Raw genomic sequence first — 24,061 nt, forward strand, 5'->3', positions numbered from 1 at the left:
AAAGTATAGTTGTTGGAAAAATCCCCGCTGTATAAGGTTAAATTATCCAAAAGCGCCGAGCAAGGCGCTAAGGAAGAGCTTCAAGCAAACCACACGGAACAAGGCTCCGAGAAGGAGCTCCCGGCAGCCAGCCCGGAGCGAGGCACTAAGGAAAGCTCCCAAGCAGCCTAACAACATGCATTACTTTATGCCATTAACTAAAACCGGATAGACGAGGAGTGAGACCATGGTCAAATCATCACCAGCAGAAGAGCTCCCCGCACGGCTGCCCGCAGCGGGGATTCGTTCCAACGGTTCCTTATGGAGCCGGATTGTTCACGACAAATATTTGCTGCTGCTTTTATTTCCGGGCCTGGCCTATTTCGTAGTTTTCAAATATGTGCCGATGTGGGGCGTGCTGCTGGCTTTTAAAAACTATCAGCCGTTTCTCGGCTTTTTCCAAAGCGAATGGGTCGGCTTCGATAATTTCAAGCAGTTTTTTCAGGACCGGTCTTTTTCCGGCTGATGAAAAACACGCTGGTGCTCGGACTGTACGACATTATCTTTTTCTTCCCGGCTCCGATTGTACTGGCTCTGCTGTTAAATGAAGTGCGGAAGTCCTTCTATAAAAGGTTCATTCAGACGATCATCTACATCCCTCATTTTATTTCGATGGTCATTGTGGCGAGCATCACCTACTTGATGCTGACGACCGAGGGCGGCGTGGTGAATGAGCTGATCGCCCAGGCGACAGGGGCTAAGATCGACTTTTTGACGAGTGAAGGCTGGTTTCGGCCGCTCATTATTTCGCAAAGCTTATGGAAAGAGGTCGGCTGGGGCACGATTATTTTCCTTGCCGCGTTAGCCGGTGTCGATCAGGAGCAGTATGAGGCGGCGATCGTGGACGGCGCAAGCCGGCTCCGCCAGCTGTGGCATATTACGCTGCCGGCGATCCGCGGCACGATTGTAGTGCTGCTGATTCTGCGGATGGGCAATTTCCTCGACCGCGGGTTCGAGCAGATCCTGCTCATGAGCAACGCGCTGAACCGGAACGTAGCGGACGTATTCGATACGTACGTATACACCGTCGGGATTACGCAGGGGGCGTTCAGCTACAGCACGGCCGTCGGCCTGTTCAAATCGGTCATCGGGATCATCCTGATCGTGACGACGAACCATCTGGCCAAGCGTGCGGGACATTCGGGGATATTTTAGAAGCGAAGGGAGGGGAACGCCTTGAGACATAACACGCTGGGAGGCAAAATATTCGACTGCGCGAACTATGTGTTCCTCGCCGTCGTGGCGCTGGGAATGCTGCTGCCGATCCTGTATATTATCTCCGGCTCGTTCGCCACGGAGGTCGAGCTCAGCAGCCGATCATTCTTTATTATTCCAAAAACGTTTACATTGAATGCGTACGAATATGTTTTTAAGGACAATGCGCTGCCTAGGAGCCTGCTGGTTTCCGTATTCATTACCGTGGCGGGCACGCTCGTCAACCTGTTTTTCACCTTTACGATGGCGTATTCGCTGTCGCGCAGACAGATGGTGGGCCGCAACTTTTTTATGAACATGGTCGTTTTCTCGATGCTGTTCAGCGGAGGGATCATCCCGACGTTCCTGGTCGTCAAAAGCTTGGGACTGATCGATTCCTACTTGTCCGTCATGCTGCCGACCGCTATCAGCGCATTCAATCTGATCGTCATCAAGTCGTTCTTTCAGGAGATTCCGGGGGAGCTGCTCGAATCGGCGCGGATTGACGGCTGTACCGATCTTGGGGTTCTGTGGCGCATCGTGCTGCCTTTGTCCAAGCCGGTTATTGCGACCTTTGCGTTGTTTTATGCCGTCGGCCATTGGAACGATTTCTTCAACGCCCTGATCTATATCAACGACGCCAAAAAATGGCCGATGCAAGTGCTGCTGCGCCAGCTCATTCTGCTGGCCAGCGGCTCGCTGGACATGTCGACGATGGACCCGACTTATGTCAAGCCGCCGGATCAATCGATCAAAATGGCCGTTATTGTGGTAGGGACGCTGCCCATTCTGCTCGTTTATCCGTTTTTGCAGAAGCATTTTGCCAAAGGGGTTCTGATGGGCGCCGTCAAAGGGTGAACGTGCTCCGAATGGTTTGGTAGGTTTAAGTAGGGCAGCCGTACTATGTCAGGTGACCGCCTTTTGTGCCTCATGCCGCTTCCCTCGCCAGTCTCCCAGAGGCACGAATGTATCATAGATAAGCGAATCGTTGACGATCGAATAAAAAAAGGGAGGAATTACACATGAAACGGAAACGGAAATGGAGTCATACCCAGAAGGCTGCCGCGGTGATGAGCGCCGCTTTGTTCGCAACGGCTTTGGCCGGCTGCAGCTCGGGAGGAACCAAGCCGGAGGCGTCGGATAGCGGAAACGCTCCGGCGGCAGGGGGTACCAGCGAGCCGTATAAGTTCTCGGTCATGATGAAAAGCTTTCAGAACGATGCGATTACCCCGGAGAGCAAGGTTTGGAAAAAGGTCGAAGAGTACACGAATACGAAGCTGGAGGTGCAGTTCACCCCGGATGCGGCTTATAACGACAAGCTGAATATTACGCTGGCTTCAGGCTCCATGCCTTCCGTTATTTTCGTCGTCAATACGAAGCTGCCTGCGATTGCCAATGCCATCAAGGGGGGCGCTTTCTGGGAAATCGGTCCATATCTGAAGGACTATCCGAATTTGAAGCAGATGAACCCAACGATTCTGAACAACATCTCCGTTAACGGCAAATATTACGGATTATACACGTCCCGGCCGCTCGGCCGCTATGCTGTCTCATACCGCAAGGATTGGCTGCAGAATGTCGGCTTAAGCGAGCCGAAGACGATCGACGATTTCTACAACATGCTGAAAGCGTTCAAGGAGAAGGATCCGGACAAGAACGGGAAGGACGACACTTACGGGATGGTCGTGACCAAATATGCGGGACCGTGGGATATTATGCAAACCTGGTTCGGCGTTCCGAACAAGTGGGGCGTGGATAAGGACGGCAAGCTGGTGCCGGCTCACCTGACGCCGGAGTATATGGAGGCATTGAAGTTTTTCAAAAAGCTGTATGACGAGAAGCTCGTCAATCAGGATTTTGCGGTATACGATTCGGCCAAGTGGAACGATCCGATCATTAACAGCCAGGCCGGGGTAGCCGTGGACGTAGTGACCGCTCCTACCAGATCGATGAGAAGATCAAGGCAGGCAAGCTGCCAGGCGAGATGGACGTGTTCGGAGCCGTGAGCGGTCCGAAGGGCTTGTTCACCCCGGCGACGACAGGCTATGGCGGCGTATTCCTGATCTCCAAATCGTCGGTGAAAACCGAAGCGGATCTCCGCAAGGTACTGAACTTCTTCGATAAGATTTCGGATAAAGATATGCAGATCATGATGAACTACGGCCTGGAGGGCGTGCACTATAAGGTAGAGGACGGCAAGCTCGTGACCATCCTGACACAGGATATGCCGCAGGCGCCGGACGTGAATATCAAAAGCTTCAACCAGCTGTCCATCGGCGTGCCGAACGTGCTGGATACGGCCTTTAAAGCAGGGACACCGCTGCGAGCCAAAGCGAATGACGTGAAGGCGGCGAATGAGAAAATTATCGTGCCGAATCCCGGCGAGCCGCTCGTATCCGCGACCTATACGCAAAAGGGCGCGCAGCTCGACCAGCAGGTTGAAGACGCGCGGGTCAAATTTATCGTCGGCAAGCTCGACGAAGCGGGCTTCAAGGCCGAGATGGAGCTGTGGAAGAAAAACGGAGGCGAAGCTTATATGAAGGAAATGAACGACGCTTACGCTGCAAGCAAGAAATAGCATTCTGATATGTTTAAAAGACAGGCCGCCTGACGGGTTCAGGCGGCCTGAGTTTGTTGAGAAACCATATCAAAGCCTGCACTGCCCGGCTCCGCAGGTCAGACGGTATTCAGGCTCTGCCGCTTCTTGGTCTCCGGCTGCTCCGACGAACGGATCAGCTTGATCGTCAGCAGCCCGGTGAGCAGCAGCAGCGCGGAGATCAGCCCGATGACGCCGCCCCAGCCGAAGCCTGTCAGGAAGAAGCCTCCTGGACCAGCCGACGACGCTGGACCCCGTATAATAAAACAGCAGATACAGGGAGGAAGCGTACGCTTTATGCTCCCGCGGAGCGATGCGTCCGACCCAGCCGCTGGCTACGGTATGTCCGGCAAAAAATCCGCAGGCAAACAAGATCATCCCTGCGATCATAAAGACGAGCTGTCCGGCCAGCGTCAGCAAAGCGCCCGCCAGCGACAAGCCGATCCCCCAGCCGATCAGCGCGGCCCGGGAATAGCGGTCGGCCAGCTTGCCGAACCAGACCGAGCTCCACGATCCGACGAGCTGGAAGACGAACAGGCAGCCAATGACCGCCTGGCTTAAGCCGTAAGGAGGCTGGGACAGCGGATAGCCGATATAGTTGAACAGCGTCACATACAGGCCCAGCATCAGAAAGCCGATCATATATAAGCTCAGCAGCCTGCTGTTGGCAAAGCCGCTTTTGAACCCTTCGGCCCAATGGCTAAACGAGATGCTTACCGGCTTGAAGTTGCGGGATTTCGGCAGGTACAGCCAGAAGCACACGCTGCAGAGCAGGCTGAACAGGCCCAGGATCAGCATGGCGGCGTGCCAGTCGAACAAATCGGCCATCAGGCTGATGATGACGCGGCCTGCGAAGCCGCCGACCGCCGTGCCGGCCACATAAACGCCGATTACCCGCCCCAGGCTGCGGGGCTCGATCTCTTCGTTCAAATACGTCATCGCAATCGCCGGGAAGCCGGACAGGCTGATACCTTCCAGCAGCCGGACGATCAAGAGCACATGAAAGCTGGTGCTGAATGAAGAGAGGATAGCAAGCACTGACGTGACGAACAGCGATACGCCCATCACTCCTCTGCGGCCCCATGCGTTCGAGAGAAGGGAGACGAACAGCATGCTTACGGCCAATGTGAAAGTGGCGAACGAAATAATAAAGCTGGCCGTGGACGGGGAAACGTGGAACTCGCTCGCGAAGGTACCGATTAACGTTTGCGGGCTGTACAAAATCGCGAACGTAACCAGGCTGCCGAGCAGCATGCTGATCAGGGCCCGTCTATAGGCCCCGGTACCGATTTGAATATACTGCATGATGGAACGCCTCTTTTCCCAAATCCGAATAAGTAACGCAAGTGTACTCAGTCTACTCCTTGAAAACATATAACGTCCAATTTATTATTGTTATAGAAATGATACCTTTCTGTAATAGATTTAAGGAGGTCGAGAGTATGGAGTGGCAGCAGCTGGAATATTTCCGCACCGTAGCCAAGACGGAGCACTTCACGAAAGCGGCGGAGCAGCTCGCCATTTCGCAGCCGGCGCTCAGCCGTTCGGTGACGAAGCTGGAGGAAGAGCTGGGCGTTCATCTGTTTGACCGGCTCGGCAGGTCCGTTCAGCTGAACCCGATGGGGAAGCTGTTTCTGAAGCGGGTGGAGCGGGCGCTGCAGGAGATTCAGGACGGCATCGAAGAAGTACGCCAGTTTCACGATCCGGATGCGGGAACGGTGTCGCTTGCATTTCTGATGACGTTCGGGCTGCATATTTTACCGGATCTGATCGGCAAGTTTAACCGGATGTACCCGAAGATCGAGTTTCTGCTGTACCAGAATCCGACGACGGTCATTTTGCCGCAGCTGCAGCACAGCGAGGTGAACCTGTGCATCGTAGCTGCCCGGTCGGGAATCAGCGGGGGCTTGTCTGGCACCGGCTGATCGAGGAGGAGCTGTTCCTGTATGTGCCGGCAGACCATAGGCTGGCCGATCGGGAGGCCATAAGTCTCCGCGAGGCGGCTGGAGAGCCGTTCATCTCCTTCAAAAAAGGCTACGGCATGCGCACGCTGACCGACGAATTTTGCGCCCAGGCGGGCTTCGTGCCGCGGATCAAATTCGAGGGCGACGACGTAGCCACCGCCGCAGGACTGGTCTCTGCCGGTCTCGGCATTGCGCTGATCCCGGCTTTCACCGGGATCGACGCCGGCCGGATCCGGCGGCTGCGCATTACCGGGCCGCGCTGCCGCCGGGAGATCGGACTGGCGTGGGTCGAGGACCGCAGGCTGTCGCCGGCTGCGGAGCGGTTCCGCTCGTTTATTATCGAGCAATTCCGCGAGCAACCGTAAGAAAGAGCTCCGGCAGCGCCCGGGAACGGGCAAAAGCAGGCTTGACACCTATAAATGATAATGATAATCTTTATCAATGAATACCATGTGCGCATCGGATCGGGGTGCTCTCGAATGAAAACATTGGAGAAAATTGAAACGTTTCTAGTATTGGCTGAATGCAGTTCGTTTATAGAGACGGCTAAGAGACTGTACTGCTCGCAGCCGACGATCAGCAACCATATTCAGCAGCTGGAGGAGCAATTTCACTGCAAGCTGTTCTATCGTAACGGCAAAAGCATTCAGCTGACGAAGCAGGGAGAGCTGTTCCTCCAATATGCCAAGCAGATTACCCATCTGTTCGAGGAAGCTGAAGTGAAATTGCAGCAGTCCGTCAATGAGGAAATATTATCGCTATATGCCAGCAGCTATATTGCAGGGTACTTTTTTCCCGACATCTTGGGCAGGTACCGGAGCGCTTATCCCAAGCAGGCGATGGAGATTCATACCTACTGCTACGAGGATTTGAAGAGCTCGCTCCAGGATGGCAAAACGAGCTTTGCTCTTATGCCGATCTACCCGGAAGACGAGTACATTCAGAAAAATTTCCAATCGACTATCCTGTTCGAGGATGAATTTCCTCTCATCCTGCCGCCGAATCACCCGCTGACCGGACGAAAAGCGGTGTACACGAGAGACTTGAACAACGAGACGCTGCTCCTTCCGCGCAGCCGTTATCTGCAGGAATATATCGTGAATGAGTTCGAGCATAATGAGGTGAAGGCGCGTTTTTTGCAGATGAGCAACTTCGAAGTCATCAAGCAGGCGATCAAATCGCAGCTGGGCATCGCCTTCCTGCCTTACAGTGCGGCAGCCAGGGAGATCGAGAGGGGAGAGCTTGCCTGCCAGCAGGTGTCATCGTTTCGGATCAAGCGAAAGAATGGTTTGGTGGTACGTAAAAACACCCATTTAACCGATGCCGAGCTTCAATTTTTTCAAGTTGTCGAACGATATTTTGGTGCATAGGCAGGGTTCAGCCTGCAGACATACGAACATTTTCTTGCTTCGGCGAGGGAATGTTTTTTTATGGTTATTGTGCGGAAAAGCGGGCGGGACCCGCTAAAATCGACATCAGGTTTATCTATTGAACCATTGGAAAATTAAATGTAAGCGTTAACACCGAAGCGTATCAAGCGCATGCCGAAAAAAGGAAATTTTAGTGAGATTGATATTCATTATCATTTGGAATATGATTATTTTGTCATTATTCGACAATATCTTTTTAACGATCCATAGGAGGTTAAAAGCATGTCTTTATCTTTTCGTCGTCACTCGATAAAGCTGGTTACTACGGTGCTTGTGGCTCTTTCCGTGCTGGCAGCAGGGTGCCAAACCGCGAAGCCGGAAGCAGACGGCAGTGCAGCCGGAGCGGCAGCAAGCAAGGAGCAGCAGGGCCCCGAATTGAAAATTGCGGTGCCAAGCGATGTAGGTCCGCTCAATTTGTACCTGAGCTCAGGCAATGAAAATATGCTGGAGCTGGTCTATGACAAGCTGTTCTCGCCGTCTCCTTTCGTCAAGGAGCCGCAGCCGTGGCTGGCGGAATCCGCCCAGCAGATTGACGATTTGAACTGGGTCGTGAAGCTTCGTTCGGGCATTAAATGGCATGACGGACAGCCCTTCACGGCAGAGGATGTGAAGTTCACATTCGAGTATTACCGCGACGGCCCTTCGAACCGGTATACCCACCACGTCAGCGAGGTGCCGCGAATCGAGAAGATTGTTGCGGAGGATGCAAACACGGTGCGGTTTACGTGCGCTTACGCATGCCCGACTCTGCAGAACATTACGATGGCGGATCTGCCGATCCTGCCGAAGCATATTTGGGAAAAGGTTGAGAATCCGCGTAAATACACGGAGCTGCCGGTAGGCACCGGACCTTACCGCCTCGTCGAATACAAGCCGGACCAATATTACAAATTTGCCGCTAACGCGGATTATTTTAAAGGCAAGCCCGTGGTCGACAGCCTGCTCATGCCGGTGATCAAGGACCCGACGTCCATGTTCAATGCGCTGCGTTCCGGGGAAATCGATGTCGCCTCCAGAGGGGTGCCGCCGGAACTCGTCGATTCGTTCAAGAAGCTTCCTAATATGAAGGTGGCTAATACGACGGAGCTGTCTTTGGTGGAAATTCGCGTCAATTATGAGAAGGAGCCTTTGAACCAGCCGGAGCTGCGTCAGGCCTTATCGCTGGCGGTCGACCGCAAAGCCATCACCGATACGGTGATTCTGGGCCAAGGACGTCCCGGACTTCAGGGCTACCCGCATCCGAACTCTCCGTGGACGAACCCGAATCTGAGCACGCCGTTTGATGCCGAGAAAGCGAAATCCTTATTGGAGCAGCTGAAATACATCGACCGCAACGGCGACGGCGTGAGGGAATCGGAAGACGGCAAGCCGCTTGAATTCTCGTTGAAAGTTACGGCAACGGAGCCTACGTGGATTCGTTCGGCAGAGCTTCTGAAGCAGCAGTTCGCCAATGTCGGCATTAAAACGAACGTTGAGGTGCTGGATGCAGCTACGATCGGGACGCTGGGCCAAACCCGCAAATACGATATGTATCTGAGCAACATCACACCGCATGGCGTCGCCGATCCGGATCAATTCGTCATGTCCCACCGTTCCGGCTATTTATGGACCAAAGGCCTGGCTTATCCGGAGATGGACGCGCTGACGGCCAAATGGATGGCCGAGCCGAACATCGAGAAGCGCAAGCAGATCTCCTTCCAAATGCAGGAGCTGTTTAACCGCCAGCCGACGAGCATCGTTCTGTACTATCCGAAGGAAAATTATGCTTACCGCGCAGACAAATACGACGGCTGGGTGGAATCCCCGGGGTATGGAATCGTTCATAAGTACTCCTTATTGCCTGCAGAGGTTAAAAAAGCGGCAACGGGAACGAAATAAGGACGGTGCGCGCCCATGGGTAACAATCCATCCTCAGGAAGAGGCATAAGCCGGTTCCTCTCCGGGCGGTTCGGCCGCAAATTGATCCAGTACGCGCTGGTACTGTTTATTGCGCTTACGATTAATTTTGCTCTGCCCCGGCTTGCTCCAGGCGATCCGCTCATGTATTTCATGGGGCAGGAGGTCAACACGCTGACGCCTGAGCAGCGGGACCGGATGAACCGGGAGCTGGGGCTCGAAGGCTCCGTGTGGGAGCAGTACGGGGATTTCATGAAGGGGGCTGTCAGCTTGCAGCTGGGCAGCTCGACCAAGTATGGCAAGCCGGTGACGGAGGTGTTGCGGGAGCGAATTCCGTGGACGCTGCTGCTGGTGGTGCCGGCCTTCGCGATCAGCCCGCTGCTAGGGATCATTGGCGGAGCCTATGCCGCCTGGAATCGTGGGAAACGAAGGGACGTCCTGCTTCTTGCAGGCGTCCTTGCGCTTGAATCTACCCCCGGCTTCTGGGTAGGCATGCTGCTGATTGCCGTCTTCGCCGTTCGTCTGGGCTGGCTCCCTTCGTATGGAGCGGTGCCGCTCGTGCACAGCGATGATTTCTCCTACTACATCGAAATGGTTCGTCATCTGATCCTTCCGGTATCTACGATTACGATAGTAACGGTAGGGACGAGCTTTTTGCTGACGCGTTCCTCTATGCTCGATACGCTCGGACAGGACTATATTTACATGGCGGAAGCCAAAGGGGTCAGCCGCCGCACGCTTATTTACCGACACGCGCTGCGCAATGCGCTGCTTCCCGTGTATACCCACGTGACGATGAGTCTCGGCGTTCTGCTGAGCGGAGCGGTCGTCGTGGAGACGGTATTCTCCTATCCGGGGCTCGGACGGCTGCTCTATGAGAGCGTCGTTGCAAGGGATTATCCCATGATGCAGGGGGTATTTCTGATGATTACGATCGGAGTCATCGCAGCCAATCTGCTTGCCGATCTGACCTATCCTCTGGTCGATCCCCGCGCACGGTCGAGAAAGCAGGTGAAGGAGGCCGTATGAAGCGGAGTATGTCGAAAAACATGGGTATCCTGGGCGCGGTCCTTCTCGGATTGATCATTATATTAGCCGTGGCCGGACCGGCACTTGTACCTTACAATCCAACGGAGCAGTCGGGACTGCCCCTTCAGGCTCCCGGCGGGCAGCATCTGCTTGGCACCAACGATATGGGCCAGGATATTATGGCCGAGCTGGTGGAAGGAGCGCGCATCTCGTTAACGATCGGTATCGTCTCCGCATTTATTGCCACACTGATCGGCACGGTGCTGGGCCTCATCTCCGGCTATGGGCTGGGCTGGCTCGATGCCCTGATTATGAGAGTGGTCGATGTCAGCATGACGCTCCCGTTCCTCCCGCTCATGATCGTTGTGGGCGTTTATATGGGACCGAGCCTGTTTACGCAGATAGCGGTGATTACTTTGGTGATGTGGGCAGGCAAAGCCCGCGAAATCCGCTCGCAGGTTTTATCCTTGCGGAGCAGGGGGCCGGTGCTGGCAGCGCGGTCTATGGGCGCCGGTCACTTGTATGTGCTGAGGAAGCATGTGTTTCCAAGCGTTGTCCCGTTGATGATTCCTCAGTTCGTACGGGCCGTGAACACCTCCATTATGCTGGAATCGTCCTTGAGCTTTCTCGGACTCGGCGATCCGTTATCGAAAAGCTGGGGCAGCATCCTGTTCTATGCCAACGCGAGAAGCGCGTTTTTGACGGATGCCTGGCTTTGGTGGGTCCTGCCGCCCGGATTATGCATCGTCGTCACTGTGCTCGCCTTTTCCTTCATTGGCTACTGGCTGGAGGAAAGAGTGAGCCCGCGCCTGCGTGCCTATACCGGCGCTTTCTCCAAACTGGCTTCGGGCCGGTTCGGCAAAACGAAGAAGCCGAACCCCATCGCAGTCCGGCAGCCGGATGGAGCTTCGGCTGAGGTGCTTCGGGTGGAAGGGCTGTCCGTGCAATTTCCGCAGCCGGCGGGTACCGTTCGCGCCGTGGAAGCCGTAAGCTTTACGCTTCGGCGGGGCGAGGTGCTCGGCATCGTCGGAGAATCCGGCAGCGGGAAAACGACGATTGCAGCCGCCGTCATGCAGCTGTTGAAGCCTCCTGCAGAGATCTCAGGCTCCATCTGCTTTGACGGGAAGAACCTTGCACAGCTTTCGCCGGTGCAGATGAACGAGCTTCGCGGCAGCCGGATTGCGCTCATTCCGCAGGCTGCGATGAATGCGTTGAACCCGGTCATGACGATCAGGTCGCAATTGGCTGAGGCGATGGTCTCGCACCGTTCCATAGGTAAGGCGGAGGTGCTGCAGCTGGTGAGTGAGGTGTTGGGCCAGGTCGGGCTCGACTCGAAATGCGGGGACGCTTATCCGCATGAGCTGAGCGGAGGCATGAAGCAGCGCGTCGTCATTGCGATGGCGCTGATCAACGGGCCCGACCTTATTATTGCAGATGAGCCGACCACGGGACTGGACGTGCTGGTGCAAACGGAAATCATTAAGCTTTTGGACGATTTGCAGCAGCGGCTGGGACTCGCGATGATCTTTATTTCCCACGACCTTCCGGTCGTCTTGAGGCTGGCGGACCGCATTCTCATTATGAAGCAGGGGGAAATGGTGGATGAAGTTACGGCGGAAGCGCTGACGGCTTCCACCGTCCATCCTTACACACGCCGGCTGATGGATTCGATTCCCGGATTAAGAGCGAAGAAGGCGGCTTCCGTATCATCTTTAACAGAAGCAGAGGCTGGAGGGGGAAGCTATGTCCGAATTTGACCGGCAGCAGTCCGAATTAGGGGATACAGATCTGCTGCAAGTAAGAAATGTAGACAAAACGTATCCGTCGGGCGCAGGCTCCGTCAAGGGAAAGGTGCTGAACGGCATCAGCTTTGATATCCGCAGCAATGAAACGGTCGGTTTGGTCGGGGTAAGCGGCGCGGGAAAAAGCACCGTCGGACGTATTTTGGCGGGATTGGAGCAGCCGGACGGCGGCAGCATCCGATTCGAGGGCCACGACGTGCTGGCCTTAAAAGGGAGGCAGAAGAAGCTAGCCCTGATGCCGCTTCAAATGATTTTCCAGGACCCTTATGAATCGCTATCCCCCCGCATGACGATCGAGCAGCTGGTGTCCGAGCCGCTTGTCATTCAGAAAGTGGACGGCAAGGATAAGCAGGCGCGGCGTGAGCGGGTGCGGGAGGCGCTGGCCGAGGTATCTCTGTCCCCGGATAAATACATGAGCCGGTACCCGCATGAGCTGTCGGGCGGCGAACGCCAGCGGGTCGGGCTGGCAAGAGCGTTCATCTGCCGCCCGCGGCTGATCGTAGCGGATGAGCCGACCTCGATGCTCGATCCCTCGCTGCGGCTTGAATTGCTGGAGCTGATGAACGGGCTGCGCCGGCGCCATGGCACATCGTATTTGTTCATTACGCACGACATCGCTTTGACACGCCATTTCTGCGATCGGATGCTCGTATTGGATCAAGGCTCCATCGTCGAGTCCGGAAGCACGGAGCAGGTCATCGACCGGCCGGAGCATCCGTTCACGCAGCGGCTCATTCAGGCGCTGCTGGAGCTGAACCGGTTTTAATTACAAATGGAGAGGAGCGGCGTTAACTTATTATGAAAGATTTGCTGATGTTGAATTCGAGAAGCAATTTTGTGGAGGGGCGCGTGAACGACCCGCGCTTTCAGCATGATTTTACTATTATAGATGCTTACGATTTGCCGGGCTTCGATCTGACGCCGTACAAGGCCATGGTCGTTCCGGGTTTAATTGATCAGGAGTTTCTTTGGAAGGAGAAGGAGCTGATCAGGGAATTCCTCGACAGCGGCAGGGTGCTCGTGTTCAGCGGACACCTGTTCCGCCCGTGGCTGCCCGGCGCTTCGAGCTTCGTTCCGCGCACGATTCGCAGCTACCACGATTATGTGGTATCGGTCGTCAGCCGCATCCTGTCTTTGAAGGCGTCAAGCCGGAGGACATGACCTTTAATAAAGGAGTTGCCGGATTTTTTGCCAGGGGCCATCATCCTGCGCCCGAGGGAGCTGAGGTGCTGCTGACGCTGCCGGACGGAGAGCCGATCGTTTATATCGACCGCAGCAGCACGAAAGGGACGATTTTCGTTCATTCCGGCAACGACTTGTTCGGCTATATGAGCTCGGAGAGCACGTCCCGGCGCATCGGGCCGCAGCTGATCCGGTGGATTCGGGACGAGCATGAGCAGCTTCAGGCAAAGGGGGAAGCGGTATGAGAAAAATAGGCGTCATTTACGGAGGCTGTGTTCAACACCACCGGACCTATAACGAGCCGAAATATAACCGTTATTTCCAGGAGCTCATCTATTTGCCCGAGTTTGCGGAGGCCTCGCTGGAGGGGTTCGACGTGCTGCTGTTCCCTTCCCAGCTGCATCAGGGGCTGGTCGCACAATCCAAAGAGAAGATCCGAAAGTTTGCCGAGAACGGCGGCACGATTGTCGCTTTCGGTCCGCAGGCGCACGAATGGCTGCCGGGGCAGAACTGGGAGTTCAGGCCGACCAATTTTTGGTGGTGGCTTGAGAAGGATGCAACAAGCGGACTCGTTCAGTCCATGCCGGAGCATAATCTGTTCGAATATATTACGCTCGAGGATGCCACCTGGCATTACCACGGCGTCTTTTACCCTCCTCAAGGCTCGGAGGTGCTCATTGAAGTCGAGGAACAGGGGGCTATTCTGTACATTGACAAGGTCAGCACGGCGGGAAGCCTCATCGTGACCACACTGGATCCCGATTTCCATTACGGCTCGTATTTTATGCCGGCGACGGAGCGGTTTTTGGACGGGTTCCTTCCATGGCTGGCCGAAGGGAACTGGTAATGCTCCGGATTCAAGATTTGACCAAGCGTTATGGAGAGCATACGGTGCTCGACCGTTTGAACCTGCACTTGGAGCAAGGAGAAACCGCATTTCTGCAGGGACGCTCAGGCTCGGGCAAAAGCACGCTGCTGAAGCTGCTGTACAGGGAGCTTGCCGATTATACGGGAGAAATCCGGCTTGGCAGCCAATCGATCCGCGAGCTGCCAAAGCATGAGACCAGACGCAGGGTCGGCGTCATCTTTCAATCGTTTGAGCTGCTGGAGCGCAAGACGATATTGGAAAATGTAATGCTGGCCGGTGAAATCGCCGGGCGCAGCCGGAGGGAGCTTGAGCCGGAAGCCTGCCGCTTGCTGGAGCGGACCGGCCTTCGCGGCAGGGAGCAGGCTTACCCCGGCGAGCTGTCCGGCGGCGAGCAGCAGCGGACCGCTATCGCCCGTGCGCTGCTGAATCGTCCGGGGCTTTTGCTGGCCGATGAGCCTACGGGCAATTTGGATACGGAAACAGCGTTGGAGATGCTTCAACTGCTGACGTCGCTGCAGCAAGAGGAGGGTATGACTATGCTGATCGTCACCCACTCGGAGCGGCTGACGGAGGCATGTCCCTCCCGGATGCTGCGGATGGAGCAGGGAAGGATCCTGGAGTCATGAGTATGCTCAGCTATTATATGAGGGAAGCGCGGGAGGGACTGCTGCGGAATGCGGGCGCTGGATTGGCCGCTGCGGCGCTGATTGCCGTTGCTATGACGCTGCTCGGTGCGCTGCTGCTGTTCCGCTCCGGTCTCAGCGACCTCCGGAGCTTCCTGGAATCGCAGGTCAGTATAAAGGTGTACGTGAGCCCTGGGGTGGGCCCTCGGGAGGCGGCCCGTATATTGGGAGCCAAAAGCTTCGTCAAATCGGTCCAGGTGGAGACGAAGGAAGAGATGCTTCAGAAGCTGGCGGCTTTCTTCGAAGGCAAGGAGCAGCTGCTCGACAGCTTCAAGCAAAGCGGGCTGCCGGACGCCATCCGGCTGGAGCTGCGCGACCCCGCTCAAGCGGAAGCCGTCGCCGGTCAGCTGCGGGGGATGAGCGGCATTATGGAAGTCATTTATCCGCAGCGGTATGCGGAAACGGTGCTGCAGCTTACGCGGCAGCTGAACCGGTACGGTACGGCCGCATTCGTGTTCTTCGCCGCCGTCTCGTTCCTGACGGTATTTCTTGCGATGCACCTTTCGTTGTACCAGCGGCAAAAGGAAATCCGAGTCAAGCTGCTGCTGGGCGCGAATCCGGCTCATGTGCGGGGGCAGTTTCTGTTCGAGGGCGGGATTATCGGCCTGCTCGGGAGCCTGGCGGCTGCCGCCGCGCTGGATATGCTGTACCGGTTCATGCTGTTTCCGCTGGAGCGGCAGTTCCGCGCGGTATTTCATTTGACGGGTACAGGGCTGTACGGCGTTGAGCTCGCTGTGGCTGCTGCAGGCACGGTCATCGGGGTTGCGGCCAGCTTTGCATCCACCCGAAAGCTGATGAAAGATGGCTAGACGGAACCGCAGTATGGGTTCTGCTGCTGTGCTCGCTGCTCTCGGCGTATGCTTATGCTCATCTGACCGGGGCGTTCGCCGACTACCTGGTGACCGTGCATGACGAGCAGACGACCGACAAGCTCAAGCAGGAGATGGCGAAGACGAAGGAAGAGATCGAAGCGCTGTCGCCCCGTGTCGATCAGCTGGAACGCCAGTATGATGCGAACCGGCAGACGGCCGTTAACAAGCTGAAGCTGTACTACGACCAGGGGCTGGACACCTGGATGTCTCTGCTGCTGCAAAACGAAGCGCTGGTCGACGTATTGGGCAATCAATGGCTGGCGGAGCGCCAGCTGGAGTCGTATATGCAGGAGCTGAACCGGCTGTATGCGGAATTCAGCCAGCTTAAGGTGACGAAGGCATCGCTGGAAGGCCACGAGCGCCTGCTGTCGATCATTGAAGAGAATCTGCAGGCGAGGTATCAATTTCTGGCGGATAATCCGGATGTAGCGATCGACCAGCTGGCCAATTATTTGGATATCGATTGGATGTCCGAGGTGGAGAAGCCGCTGATCCAAAGTTTGGAGCAGGACCCGCTCGCTGACGGAAGGCCGGCTGAGCCAGTGGGCAGTCCCGTACGCAGAGGCTTCAGGCGCCCAATCGTACAAGCTGGAGGAGCAATGGCTTAACGGGAACAGCGCGCTGTCGTACTTCTTCCGCTCGGATCACGTGTATGTCGTGTATACGAAAAAGGACATTCATGTCATTCTCATCGGCCAAGTGTTGAAGCAGGACGATGGCAGCTTCGCCAGCTTCGGTCTTCAATTCGAAGCAGGCTTTTTCAACGGATTTCTGATGCCTGCGACACTGCTGGATGAGCTGAACGGCTTTCGCCTCGTACCGGAGTGGCTGCTTGACGCATCGGCTTCGGATCAGCAGGATCAGCAGACGGATCGTACTGTCCCATCCGGCCGCTGGGAATTACAGCAAACGAACGGTGCGCTGCTGCTAAAGAGCAGTTCTTAAGATGACGAGGCGGTACCGAAGCTGCATAGGAGGTGATTGTTATATGAAGAAAATCATACCGCTGCTGCTCATTCTGGTCTTTTTGCTGCCCCTGCCCGTCTGGGCGCACATTACGAATGAGCAGAACTTGTATGACGATATACAGTATTCCGAAGCGCGCGATGCGATCGTCATCTTGAGCGGACTTGGCGTGATCCCGTCGGAGCACGGTGCTGCCCTGTTCCGGCCGAAGGACAAGCTGACCCGCGCGGAGCTGGCTTACTGGGCCGGTACGTTTCTGAAGGCGTCGAAGGACCAGACCGCGGAACCGAAGACTGTTCAGCAGGCGGCGCTGCAGCAGGGAATCGTATCGACGCTGGAGGGCGCTGCTGCGTTGAACGATGTGAACCAGGCTTATTTCGGCGGGCTTGCGCCGAAGCCGGAACAGCCTGAGGGGGAGGTAACCAAAGAGGCGTTTGCCGTATGGATGTACGGCCAGCTGTCGACTCGCGTCGATGGCAGGACGCTGTTCGACCGGGCCGGGTTTGAAGCAGGGCCGGCGGGCGTGGTGGAGGACGTCACGGTGAAGGAAGCGAAGGCTGCGAACGGAGCCGCAGTTAAGACAGTGACGCTGCAGGTGAACGGACAAGCCTACGCGCTTGGCGAGCATCCCAAGCTTGTGCATGCCTCCGTCGAGCCTTCCGATTGGAAGGGAAGAACGATTCAGGCATCGTGGACGTTCAAGGCGGCCGACGGCAAGCCGGTGCTGCAGCTGTTGACTTTTGCCGGGCAGGCATCGGCAGGAGGTCGGCAGGGACAGGCTGCTGACCGTCCGGCAACCGCAGGCGCAAGCACAGGCACGGGTACGACTGCAGGTGCGGGGGCAGCCGCAGGAGCGGGTACCAGCGCAGGTGCAAGCACTAATGCAGGAGCAGGGGCGACCGCAGCAGGAGCAGGTACAAGCGCGGCTGCAGGGCACGCAGGTCATGCTGCAGGTGCGGGCAGCGGGAACTCCGCTGCTGCTTCTGCAGCGGAGGCAGGCCCCGGCTTCCCGGTTGTTCCCGTACTGGTCGTGGCGATCCTTGCCTTCATAGCCGGGTGGGTTTTTATGGCTAAGAGAAAAACAAGTAAAACGAAAGCTTAACTTAAATCTTCATTTCATGGGAGGCAATGTAAATGTCAGTTATTCATGTGTTGGATGATCAGGATCAGATTGAAATCGGGTTTGTCGATATCGAGAAATACCACGGCAAGCTCGCCTTAATGGCGGTAGCCGTCAGCTTCCGCGCACAGCAGGCTGCATTCAAGGTGCTGTTCGGGGCCGTATCCCGCAGCGCAAAGAGGTTCTCGTCCAATCCGGCCATGCGGGACCGGGCTTCCGGGACGGCTTCGAATACGTAACACGTGCGGTGACCCGGGGAGCTTACACTGTGGATGTGAACTATCCGCAATCCCAATTCGATCCGCACCGTCCGCAGTCGTATGCGTTTGTTATTTCGACGACAGGCGGCGAAGCCGTAGAAGTGGCTTTGAAGGACAATTTTCTTCCGATGCGATTCTATGATTTCCTGCTCAAGGGAAGAGAAGGCACGATGACGGACGCGGATAAAGAGGAATTCCGCCAGTTGAAGAGCTCCCTTGCCGAGCTGGCGCTGGCTTTGCCTGAGGAAGAGCTGTTTACAGTCAGACGCATTTCCTAGAGCCTGAAGACAAGCGGCCTATCCGAAGCGTATGTCCTGGAGCAACCGATGGGGGTGCGGGGCATCGGGCGGTTCGAGAGCCTGATGAGTACATGAAATGACCGATGCCGTGCATGCGAATCCTTTTGCCGCTCGCTGTTGTTCCCGGATTTTATCATTCCCGTCCTTCGGGGGGGAAGTCCGGGAATAATGGCGAGCGCGCTTTTGGCTTCTTTGGAACCATCCGCCTGCTCCGCTTGCTTTTTTACCGGATTGCCAAAAGGTATTTGTTTAGAGCATCGGACCCTGATCTATAGGAACAGAGACATACTTTAAGGCTTGACACACCTTATTGATAATGATAATCTTTATCAATGAAAGGGTTGTACAGTGCATCAGATCGGGGTGCTCTTTTGTGAAAACTTTAGAAAAACTAGAAACATTTCTTGTGTTGGCCGAGTGCTGCTCATTTGTCGAGACGGCCAAGAGACTTTATTGTACGCAGCCGACTATCAGCAATCATATTCATCAGCTGGAAGAGCAGTTTGAATGCAAATTATTTTACCGTACCGGGAAAAGCGTGCAGTTAACCAAGCAGGGGGAAATTTTCCTGAAGTACGCGAAGCAAATTACCGAGCTCGTGGAATCGGCGAGCCATCATTTAAAGCAATCGCTTGAGGAAGAGCTCCTGTCTCTTCATGCCAGCAGCTATATTGCGGGCTCATTTTTTCCGGGAATCTTGAAGAAATACAAGAGTAAATATCCGAAGCAGCCGCTGGAGATCCATACGTACGAGGATGACGAGTTGAAAAGCTCGCTTCAAGAGGGGAAAGCAAGGCTCGCGTTCATGCCGATTTATCCGGAGGATGAGTCGATCCGCAGCCATTTCGTATCGTCGGTGCTGTTTGAGGATGAATTTCCGCTGATTGTTCCTGTGGATCATCCGTTGACGTTGAGAAAAGAGATCCATTCACGCGACCTTCAGAATGAGACGCTGCTGCTGCCGGAAAGCAGGTATCTTCAAGACTATATTATCAGCCAGTTCAAGCAGCATGGAATTCAGGCCCGCTTTGAGCCGCTTAACGGCTTTGAAACGATGAAGCAGGCCGTCCGATCGAAGCGCGGCATTGCCTTTATGCCTTACAGCGCCGTTGCGGGAGAAATAGCGAGAGGCGAGGTCACCTACAAGCTCGTATCCTCCTTCCGGATTAAGCGCAAGAACGGCTTCGTCGTGAGGAAAAATGTCCATTTGACCGAGGCGGAGCAGAAGTTTTTCCTTATCGTGCAAAAATATTTCTGCGGATAGAACCGCAAGACCTTTTTACAGTCTGCAATGAACAGTTCGAATCCTCTTGCCTGATGGAAGAGGATTTTTCGCATATACGCCGTTTATCGCGTATGAGGCACTCTAATAAAAGAGTGCCGCCTGCTCATTGCGTATCATTGTGCGGGGTTACTTGCGGAATGGATGCGCAGATACCTGCAGCCAATCGTTTTCCGTCAACGTAATGAAATCCGGTGGAGAATAACATGGCTCCTGATCCAAGCAACGTGTGTACCTGATTGCATTTGATGCAAAAGTAACTCATTTTGTTCTTCCACTCCTATCTTTGTCCCATGATTCAATGAGCTTGCTTTGGTGTATTACCCTTAGAATTTCTCATTGAAACAGGAGGGGTCCTAGTTTTTTATTTATTTTCGACCAAATCATGGGATCAAGGAACTATTTCGGAGAGAGCTGGAATGAAATCACGGGTTAGAAATGGGACCAGCAGGCATAAGAACAACGCAGCCTTCGCCGGAACCGGCAGGAGACTGCGTTGTTAGCTTGTGCTTTAAGTCCGATGCTACGCCGCACTTCGAGCAAGCTTTAAGGACTATTCTAAATTGGCGTGCTGGCCGAACATCGTGGAACCGTCAGTACCCTTGCGCTCCATAATACTTAGAATGATGGAATCGAGTACCAGCAGCAGACTCTGCTCGAAAAGGGAGCCCATCGGTTGAATCGTTGTTTTCTCTGGGTTGGATGAATCCTTCACGGCAGCGCGCAGCTCGATTACGGTTTCTGACAATTGACCTATGGTCGATTTTGGGTTGACGGTAACCGAAGCGACGGAGGCTCCGAGGCTTCGCGCCTTTGCCGCCATACCTGCCAGACTCTTGGTCTCGCCTGAGCCGGAGCCGATAATGAGCAGATCGTCCCGGCCTAATCCGGGCGTCACGGTTTCACCGACAACATACACCTGCAGGCCCAGATGCATCAGCCGCATGGCAAAAGCCTTCATCATCAGGCCGGAGCGGCCGGCGCCGGCAACGAATACCTTCTGTGCCTGAAGTATCCGTTCCACGAGCTGTCCGGCGGATTCATCGGACACCTGCCGAAGCGTATGCTGCAGCTCCCGGATGACGGCGTCCGTATAGCCGCTTAGGTTTACCGATTTTGCCGAAGTCATAGCTCTTAACCCTGTTTGATCAGCTTCTGCATTTCGGCAGCAACCGATTTTTTGTCCTCATGACCGGTAATGCCTCCGCCGACGATAACCAGATCCGGGTTGGCTTTGACGACTTCCGGCAGCGTATCCAGCTTGATGCCGCCGGCGATGGCCGTCTTGGCATTTTTGACGACGCGCTTGATAGCGTTGAGCTCTTCAAAAGAATTTTTGCCTGCCGCCTGATGGTCGTAGCCGGAGTGGACGCAGATGTAGTCAACGCCAAGAGCGTCGATTTCCCGGGCGCGTTCTTCCAAATTCCGGACGTTGATCATATCGACCATAATTTTTTTGTTCTGCTTGCGGGCTTCCTGGACAGCGCCTGTAATGGTGGAATCATCGGATACGCCGAGCACGGTGATGATATCCGCTCCCGCCTCGGAGGCTTTCATAACCTCATAGCCGCCGGCATCCATAATTTTCAGATCGGCCAGTACCTTTAAGCCGGGGAACGATTCCTTGATTTCCTTGACGGCTCTCAGGCCTTCATTGATGACGACCGGCGTACCGATTTCGACGATATCTATATAAGCTTCCACTTCTTTAACGACTTCCTTGGCTTCCGGAATATTGACCAAATCCAAAGCTAATTGTAATTGCATGAGCTTCACTCCTCGGATTGTAATGATTTGTTTTCGTTTGAACCTGATTGTTTTTCCTGCGAACATCCCTTATTCTAAAAGCAAGCTTTCGATTTAGGAAGTACGCACTTCAAAGTGGTGTAGTTACCGTGAAGATACTATTGGACCGTTTGGCGGCATAATAAGCTCATGCAATAATACCTATTTTATTCGGAGGGTGATGTAACGGATGGCCAGCGAACTGAAGGAACGAATAGATTTGAAGATGATTAACTGTGAAAAGGAGCTGACCCTTGCGGTCATCGGAGGCAAATGGAAGCTGATTATTTTGTGGCATCTCGGGCTTGAAGGCACGAAGCGGTTCAGTGAGCTGAAGAAGCTCATTCCTTCCATCACGCAAAAAATGCTGACGAACCAGCTGCGCGAATTGGAGGAAGACCGGCTGGTGGAGCGCAAGGTGTATGCCGAGGTACCCCCGCGTGTCGAATATTCCATGACGGAGTACGGAGAGAGCTTGATGCCGATTCTGAAAATGATGTACGACTGGGGGAAGGATTACGGGGAAAAGGTCGTTTGGAAGTAAATGGGGTAAAAGGCCGCTTTGCGGCCTCAGGCTGTCGAGAAAGCCACACGAAGTGAGCCATGCGTACCAACGCAGGTGGGGTATTTAAGCTTACGAAGGCCGTTTTTCTTCGAAAAACGCTTAGTTTACGTCCGCCTTTGAAATCCATGAAAATACCTTTAAATCTAATCAAATTCACGGATTTCAACAGCGGCTGGAGGAGGATACCCCACCGGAGTATCACACAAATTCAGGGTTTCTCGACAAGCTCGGGCCTCTCTGCGGCCTTGCCTTATTGCGCAGCTAACGTGCATTGTGCAGGCTGCATCCGCGCAGGGGCAGGCTCGATTCGATTGAAAATAGAAGGAAAGGGACTTGTCCGATGTCTTTTCAACAGCTTAATTCGATGATCCCGGTCTTTGAACACATTACCGTAAGCAGTATTTCTCAAACCATCGAATGTCCCGCGAACCGGCATCTGCTGATCGTCCTCCTCAGCGGGCATCTGACGCTTACCGTCCCTTGGCAGGAACCCGTCGTGGTGACGCAGGGCTACGCCTGCCAGCCCGGCTGCGGCCCTTTCACCATTCAAATTCCCCGAACGAGACAAGCCGAGTACGCGCTGCTCACTTACGGGGTGTTCCCTGAGGAAAGCGCCTGGACCTTATCCGGGCCGCTGCGCACGCTAAGCGAAGTGAAAATCAAATACATGCTGGACGAGCTTCTGCGTACGGACGCGGCCGATCCGGCGCTTGCGGCGGAGGAGGAAGCGGCGCAGCAGTTCAGGAAGCGGCTCCTTCTGGAGCGCATCCTGTTTATTTTTATGTATGAAAGCCGGATGGTCCGGGAGGAGAAGCACGCCGCGGTATCTATCGAGCATTCGCTCTCCTATATGAACGAGCATTATATGCTGAAGCTGACGCTCCCGATGATGGCCGAACGGGCCGGTATGAGCGAAGGGCATTATACGGTGCTGTTCAAGCGGCATACGGGGTTAACGATGACGCAATATTTGCGCCGGCTGCGTATCGACAAGGCGAAGCAGATGTTTCAGCAGACGAGGCTGTCGGCCAAAGAAATAGCGCAAAGGGTCGGTTTTGCCGATTATTTTCATTTCAGCCGGATCTTCAAAAAAGAATCGGGCTGTTCGCCGACCGAATTTCAAACCAGCGTTCAACAAAATCTAAAAAAATAACATGTCCGATCTTAAGAATAGATATGTTCTCAGAGGGGAGTTCCGGCTACAATGATTTGAGAATAATTATCATTATCAGGAGGAAGGTACAATGCATCTTTGGATTCGTCATCGTTCATTTTATCTCATGTTGTTTGTAGCCGTAGTTTTATTTTTATCCGCTTGCGGCCAGACGGCCTCTAACCCGCCGGCCTCCGGCAGTGCAGGCCAGCCTGCCCCGGCTGCGTCGGGCGCTGCACCGCAGGATACCAAAATTACTGTAGAGGACGCGCTGGGGACCGTCACGCTGCCCAAAAAACCGGAGCGCATCGTTACGATGGACTTCAGCTTTACGGATATGCTGGTGACACTGGATGTACAGCCGATCGGGATTGCAGACGACGGCGCCCCGGATCTGTTCATGGATTCCGTGAAGAGCAAGCTGGGCAAGTACACCTCGGTCGGCTCCCGCTATGAGCCGAATATTGAGCTGATCAGCTCGCTCAAGCCGGATTTGATTATCGTCGATATCAACAAGCACAAAAATGCGATTCCGCAGCTGAAAGCGATTGCGCCGATTCTCGCGCTGGACGATTATCAGGCCAACTACGAGCAAATGCTGAAAAACTATATGATCACAGCCAAAGCGGTCGGCAAGGAAGCAGAGGGGAACAAACGCCTGCAAGAGCATCAGGCCAAAATGGAAGAAGCGAAGAAAAAAATCAAAAACGCCAACCTCACCGTGCTCCCGGCGGTTGTGAATCCTAAAGGGTTCTTCGGCCACTCGGATCATTCCTATGGCGGCTCGATGCTCAAGATGCTCGGCTTCACCGATCCGGTGAAAAACGACAATGCTTATCCGCAGCTGACGCTGGAGCAGCTGGTTGAAACGAATCCGCAGGTGTTGTTCCTGATGCCGACGGATAAAACAACGATTGTAGATGAATGGAAAACGAACCCGCTGTGGAACAAAATCGACGCGGTCGCCAACCAAAAAGTATTTACCGTAGAAAGACGCGACTGGTCGCTGTCCCGCGGCATGCTCGGAAGCGAGAAAATCGCTGAAGACATTGTGAAGCAGCTGGGAGAAAAATAAG

At 54.7% G+C, this 24,061-nt stretch carries 27 protein-coding genes and 1 pseudogene; 25 read left to right on the plus strand and 3 right to left on the minus strand.

Annotated elements, in window-relative coordinates; all coding sequences use genetic code 11:
* Nucleotides 1–226: 226 nt before the first annotated feature.
* The 4 genes and pseudogenes from ACHHV8_RS00860 to ACHHV8_RS00875 all read left to right on the plus strand — a co-directional run bounded on the left by ACHHV8_RS00860 (nt 227) and on the right by ACHHV8_RS00875 (nt 3,811).
* A pseudogene (locus ACHHV8_RS00860) lies at nt 227–1,194 on the plus strand (ABC transporter permease).
* 21 nt (nt 1,195–1,215) lie between these two features.
* Nucleotides 1,216–2,091, plus strand: coding sequence for a carbohydrate ABC transporter permease (locus ACHHV8_RS00865; RefSeq protein ID WP_395155915.1), 876 nt, complete (start codon nt 1,216–1,218; stop codon nt 2,089–2,091).
* 164 nt (nt 2,092–2,255) lie between these two features.
* Nucleotides 2,256–3,239, plus strand: coding sequence for an extracellular solute-binding protein (locus ACHHV8_RS00870; protein ID WP_395155917.1), 984 nt, complete (start codon nt 2,256–2,258; stop codon nt 3,237–3,239).
* Nucleotides 3,224–3,811 (plus strand): type 2 periplasmic-binding domain-containing protein, encoded by a 588-nt coding sequence (locus tag ACHHV8_RS00875; protein WP_395155919.1) that lies wholly within the window; start codon nt 3,224–3,226, stop codon nt 3,809–3,811. Before ACHHV8_RS00870 ends, ACHHV8_RS00875 begins: the two co-directional genes overlap by 16 nt.
* A 69-nt stretch (nt 3,812–3,880) precedes the next feature.
* Here the strand turns inward: ACHHV8_RS00875 and ACHHV8_RS00880 are convergent, their stop codons facing one another.
* Nucleotides 3,881–5,134, minus strand: coding sequence for an MFS transporter (locus ACHHV8_RS00880; RefSeq protein WP_395155921.1), 1,254 nt, complete (start codon nt 5,132–5,134; stop codon nt 3,881–3,883).
* A 137-nt stretch (nt 5,135–5,271) separates the two neighbouring features.
* Here ACHHV8_RS00880 and ACHHV8_RS00885 point away from each other — a divergent pair, with 137 nt between their 5' ends.
* From ACHHV8_RS00885 to ACHHV8_RS00970, 18 genes are all read left to right on the plus strand, one after another.
* Complete coding sequence (locus tag ACHHV8_RS00885) at nt 5,272–5,754, plus strand: LysR family transcriptional regulator (protein WP_395155923.1); 483 nt, start codon at nt 5,272–5,274, stop codon at nt 5,752–5,754.
* A complete protein-coding gene (locus ACHHV8_RS00890) occupies nt 5,700–6,158 on the plus strand; it encodes a LysR substrate-binding domain-containing protein (protein ID WP_395155925.1) in 459 nt (152 codons plus the stop codon). Before ACHHV8_RS00885 ends, ACHHV8_RS00890 begins: the two co-directional genes overlap by 55 nt.
* A gap of 114 nt (nt 6,159–6,272) precedes the next feature.
* Nucleotides 6,273–7,163 carry a LysR family transcriptional regulator gene (locus ACHHV8_RS00895; protein ID WP_395155927.1) on the plus strand — a complete coding sequence of 297 codons (891 nt, stop codon included), beginning with the start codon at nt 6,273–6,275 and terminating at the stop codon, nt 7,161–7,163.
* A 282-nt stretch (nt 7,164–7,445) separates the two neighbouring features.
* On the plus strand, nt 7,446–9,101 hold the full coding sequence (locus tag ACHHV8_RS00900; RefSeq protein ID WP_395155929.1) for an ABC transporter substrate-binding protein: 1,656 nt from the start codon (nt 7,446–7,448) through the stop codon (nt 9,099–9,101).
* Between the two features lie 15 nt (nt 9,102–9,116).
* Nucleotides 9,117–10,148 carry an ABC transporter permease gene (locus ACHHV8_RS00905; RefSeq protein ID WP_395155931.1) on the plus strand — a complete coding sequence of 344 codons (1,032 nt, stop codon included), beginning with the start codon at nt 9,117–9,119 and terminating at the stop codon, nt 10,146–10,148.
* On the plus strand, nt 10,145–11,905 hold the full coding sequence (locus tag ACHHV8_RS00910) for a dipeptide/oligopeptide/nickel ABC transporter permease/ATP-binding protein (RefSeq protein WP_395155933.1): 1,761 nt from the start codon (nt 10,145–10,147) through the stop codon (nt 11,903–11,905). Before ACHHV8_RS00905 ends, ACHHV8_RS00910 begins: the two co-directional genes overlap by 4 nt.
* On the plus strand, nt 11,892–12,716 hold the full coding sequence (locus ACHHV8_RS00915; RefSeq protein ID WP_395155935.1) for an ABC transporter ATP-binding protein: 825 nt from the start codon (nt 11,892–11,894) through the stop codon (nt 12,714–12,716). Before ACHHV8_RS00910 ends, ACHHV8_RS00915 begins: the two co-directional genes overlap by 14 nt.
* Before the next feature lie 32 nt (nt 12,717–12,748).
* Nucleotides 12,749–13,111 (plus strand): hypothetical protein, encoded by a 363-nt coding sequence (locus ACHHV8_RS00920; protein WP_395155937.1) that lies wholly within the window; start codon nt 12,749–12,751, stop codon nt 13,109–13,111.
* Complete coding sequence (locus tag ACHHV8_RS00925; protein ID WP_395155939.1) at nt 13,108–13,377, plus strand: hypothetical protein; 270 nt, start codon at nt 13,108–13,110, stop codon at nt 13,375–13,377. Before ACHHV8_RS00920 ends, ACHHV8_RS00925 begins: the two co-directional genes overlap by 4 nt.
* Nucleotides 13,374–13,979, plus strand: coding sequence for a type 1 glutamine amidotransferase family protein (locus ACHHV8_RS00930; protein ID WP_395155941.1), 606 nt, complete (start codon nt 13,374–13,376; stop codon nt 13,977–13,979). Before ACHHV8_RS00925 ends, ACHHV8_RS00930 begins: the two co-directional genes overlap by 4 nt.
* Nucleotides 13,979–14,626, plus strand: coding sequence for a cell division ATP-binding protein FtsE (locus tag ACHHV8_RS00935; protein WP_395155943.1), 648 nt, complete (start codon nt 13,979–13,981; stop codon nt 14,624–14,626). The genes ACHHV8_RS00930 and ACHHV8_RS00935 overlap by 1 nt, the downstream gene beginning before the upstream one ends.
* Complete coding sequence (locus ACHHV8_RS00940) at nt 14,623–15,492, plus strand: cell division protein FtsX (protein ID WP_395155945.1); 870 nt, start codon at nt 14,623–14,625, stop codon at nt 15,490–15,492. Before ACHHV8_RS00935 ends, ACHHV8_RS00940 begins: the two co-directional genes overlap by 4 nt.
* An 89-nt stretch (nt 15,493–15,581) precedes the next feature.
* Nucleotides 15,582–16,163 (plus strand): hypothetical protein, encoded by a 582-nt coding sequence (locus ACHHV8_RS00945; RefSeq protein WP_395155947.1) that lies wholly within the window; start codon nt 15,582–15,584, stop codon nt 16,161–16,163.
* Between the two features lie 49 nt (nt 16,164–16,212).
* Entirely contained in the window at nt 16,213–16,500 is a 288-nt protein-coding gene (locus tag ACHHV8_RS00950; RefSeq protein WP_395155949.1) for a hypothetical protein, read from the plus strand.
* Nucleotides 16,501–16,543: 43 nt separating this feature from the next.
* Nucleotides 16,544–17,623, plus strand: coding sequence for a hypothetical protein (locus ACHHV8_RS00955; RefSeq protein WP_395155951.1), 1,080 nt, complete (start codon nt 16,544–16,546; stop codon nt 17,621–17,623).
* Nucleotides 17,624–17,655: 32 nt separating this feature from the next.
* On the plus strand, nt 17,656–17,880 hold the full coding sequence (locus ACHHV8_RS00960; protein ID WP_395155954.1) for a hypothetical protein: 225 nt from the start codon (nt 17,656–17,658) through the stop codon (nt 17,878–17,880).
* 29 nt (nt 17,881–17,909) lie between these two features.
* Nucleotides 17,910–18,179: a hypothetical protein gene (locus tag ACHHV8_RS00965; protein WP_395155956.1), complete on the plus strand. Its 270-nt coding sequence runs from the start codon at nt 17,910–17,912 to the stop codon at nt 18,177–18,179.
* A gap of 394 nt (nt 18,180–18,573) precedes the next feature.
* Nucleotides 18,574–19,464 carry a LysR family transcriptional regulator gene (locus ACHHV8_RS00970; RefSeq protein WP_395155958.1) on the plus strand — a complete coding sequence of 297 codons (891 nt, stop codon included), beginning with the start codon at nt 18,574–18,576 and terminating at the stop codon, nt 19,462–19,464.
* A 571-nt stretch (nt 19,465–20,035) separates the two neighbouring features.
* On the opposite strand, the gene hxlB is transcribed toward ACHHV8_RS00970, so the two are convergent.
* Nucleotides 20,036–20,611, minus strand: coding sequence for a 6-phospho-3-hexuloisomerase (gene hxlB, locus ACHHV8_RS00980; RefSeq protein ID WP_395155962.1), 576 nt, complete (start codon nt 20,609–20,611; stop codon nt 20,036–20,038).
* A 5-nt stretch (nt 20,612–20,616) separates the two neighbouring features.
* A complete protein-coding gene (gene hxlA, locus ACHHV8_RS00985; RefSeq protein ID WP_395155964.1) occupies nt 20,617–21,249 on the minus strand; it encodes a 3-hexulose-6-phosphate synthase in 633 nt (210 codons plus the stop codon).
* 208 nt (nt 21,250–21,457) lie between these two features.
* Between hxlA and ACHHV8_RS00990 the strand changes: the two genes are divergently transcribed.
* The 3 genes from ACHHV8_RS00990 (at nt 21,458) to ACHHV8_RS01000 (ending at nt 24,060) form a co-directional block, all read left to right on the plus strand.
* Nucleotides 21,458–21,811 (plus strand): winged helix-turn-helix transcriptional regulator, encoded by a 354-nt coding sequence (locus tag ACHHV8_RS00990; protein WP_395155966.1) that lies wholly within the window; start codon nt 21,458–21,460, stop codon nt 21,809–21,811.
* 361 nt (nt 21,812–22,172) lie between these two features.
* Nucleotides 22,173–22,985, plus strand: a complete 813-nt coding sequence (locus ACHHV8_RS00995) for a helix-turn-helix domain-containing protein (protein ID WP_395155968.1) — start codon at nt 22,173–22,175, stop codon at nt 22,983–22,985.
* 91 nt (nt 22,986–23,076) lie between these two features.
* Entirely contained in the window at nt 23,077–24,060 is a 984-nt protein-coding gene (locus ACHHV8_RS01000) for an ABC transporter substrate-binding protein (protein WP_395155970.1), read from the plus strand.
* Nucleotide 24,061: the final 1 nt, after the last annotated feature.

This window comes from Paenibacillus sp. TAB_01, assembly GCF_043945595.1.
GTDB lineage: Bacteria > Bacillota > Bacilli > Paenibacillales > NBRC-103111 > Paenibacillus_S.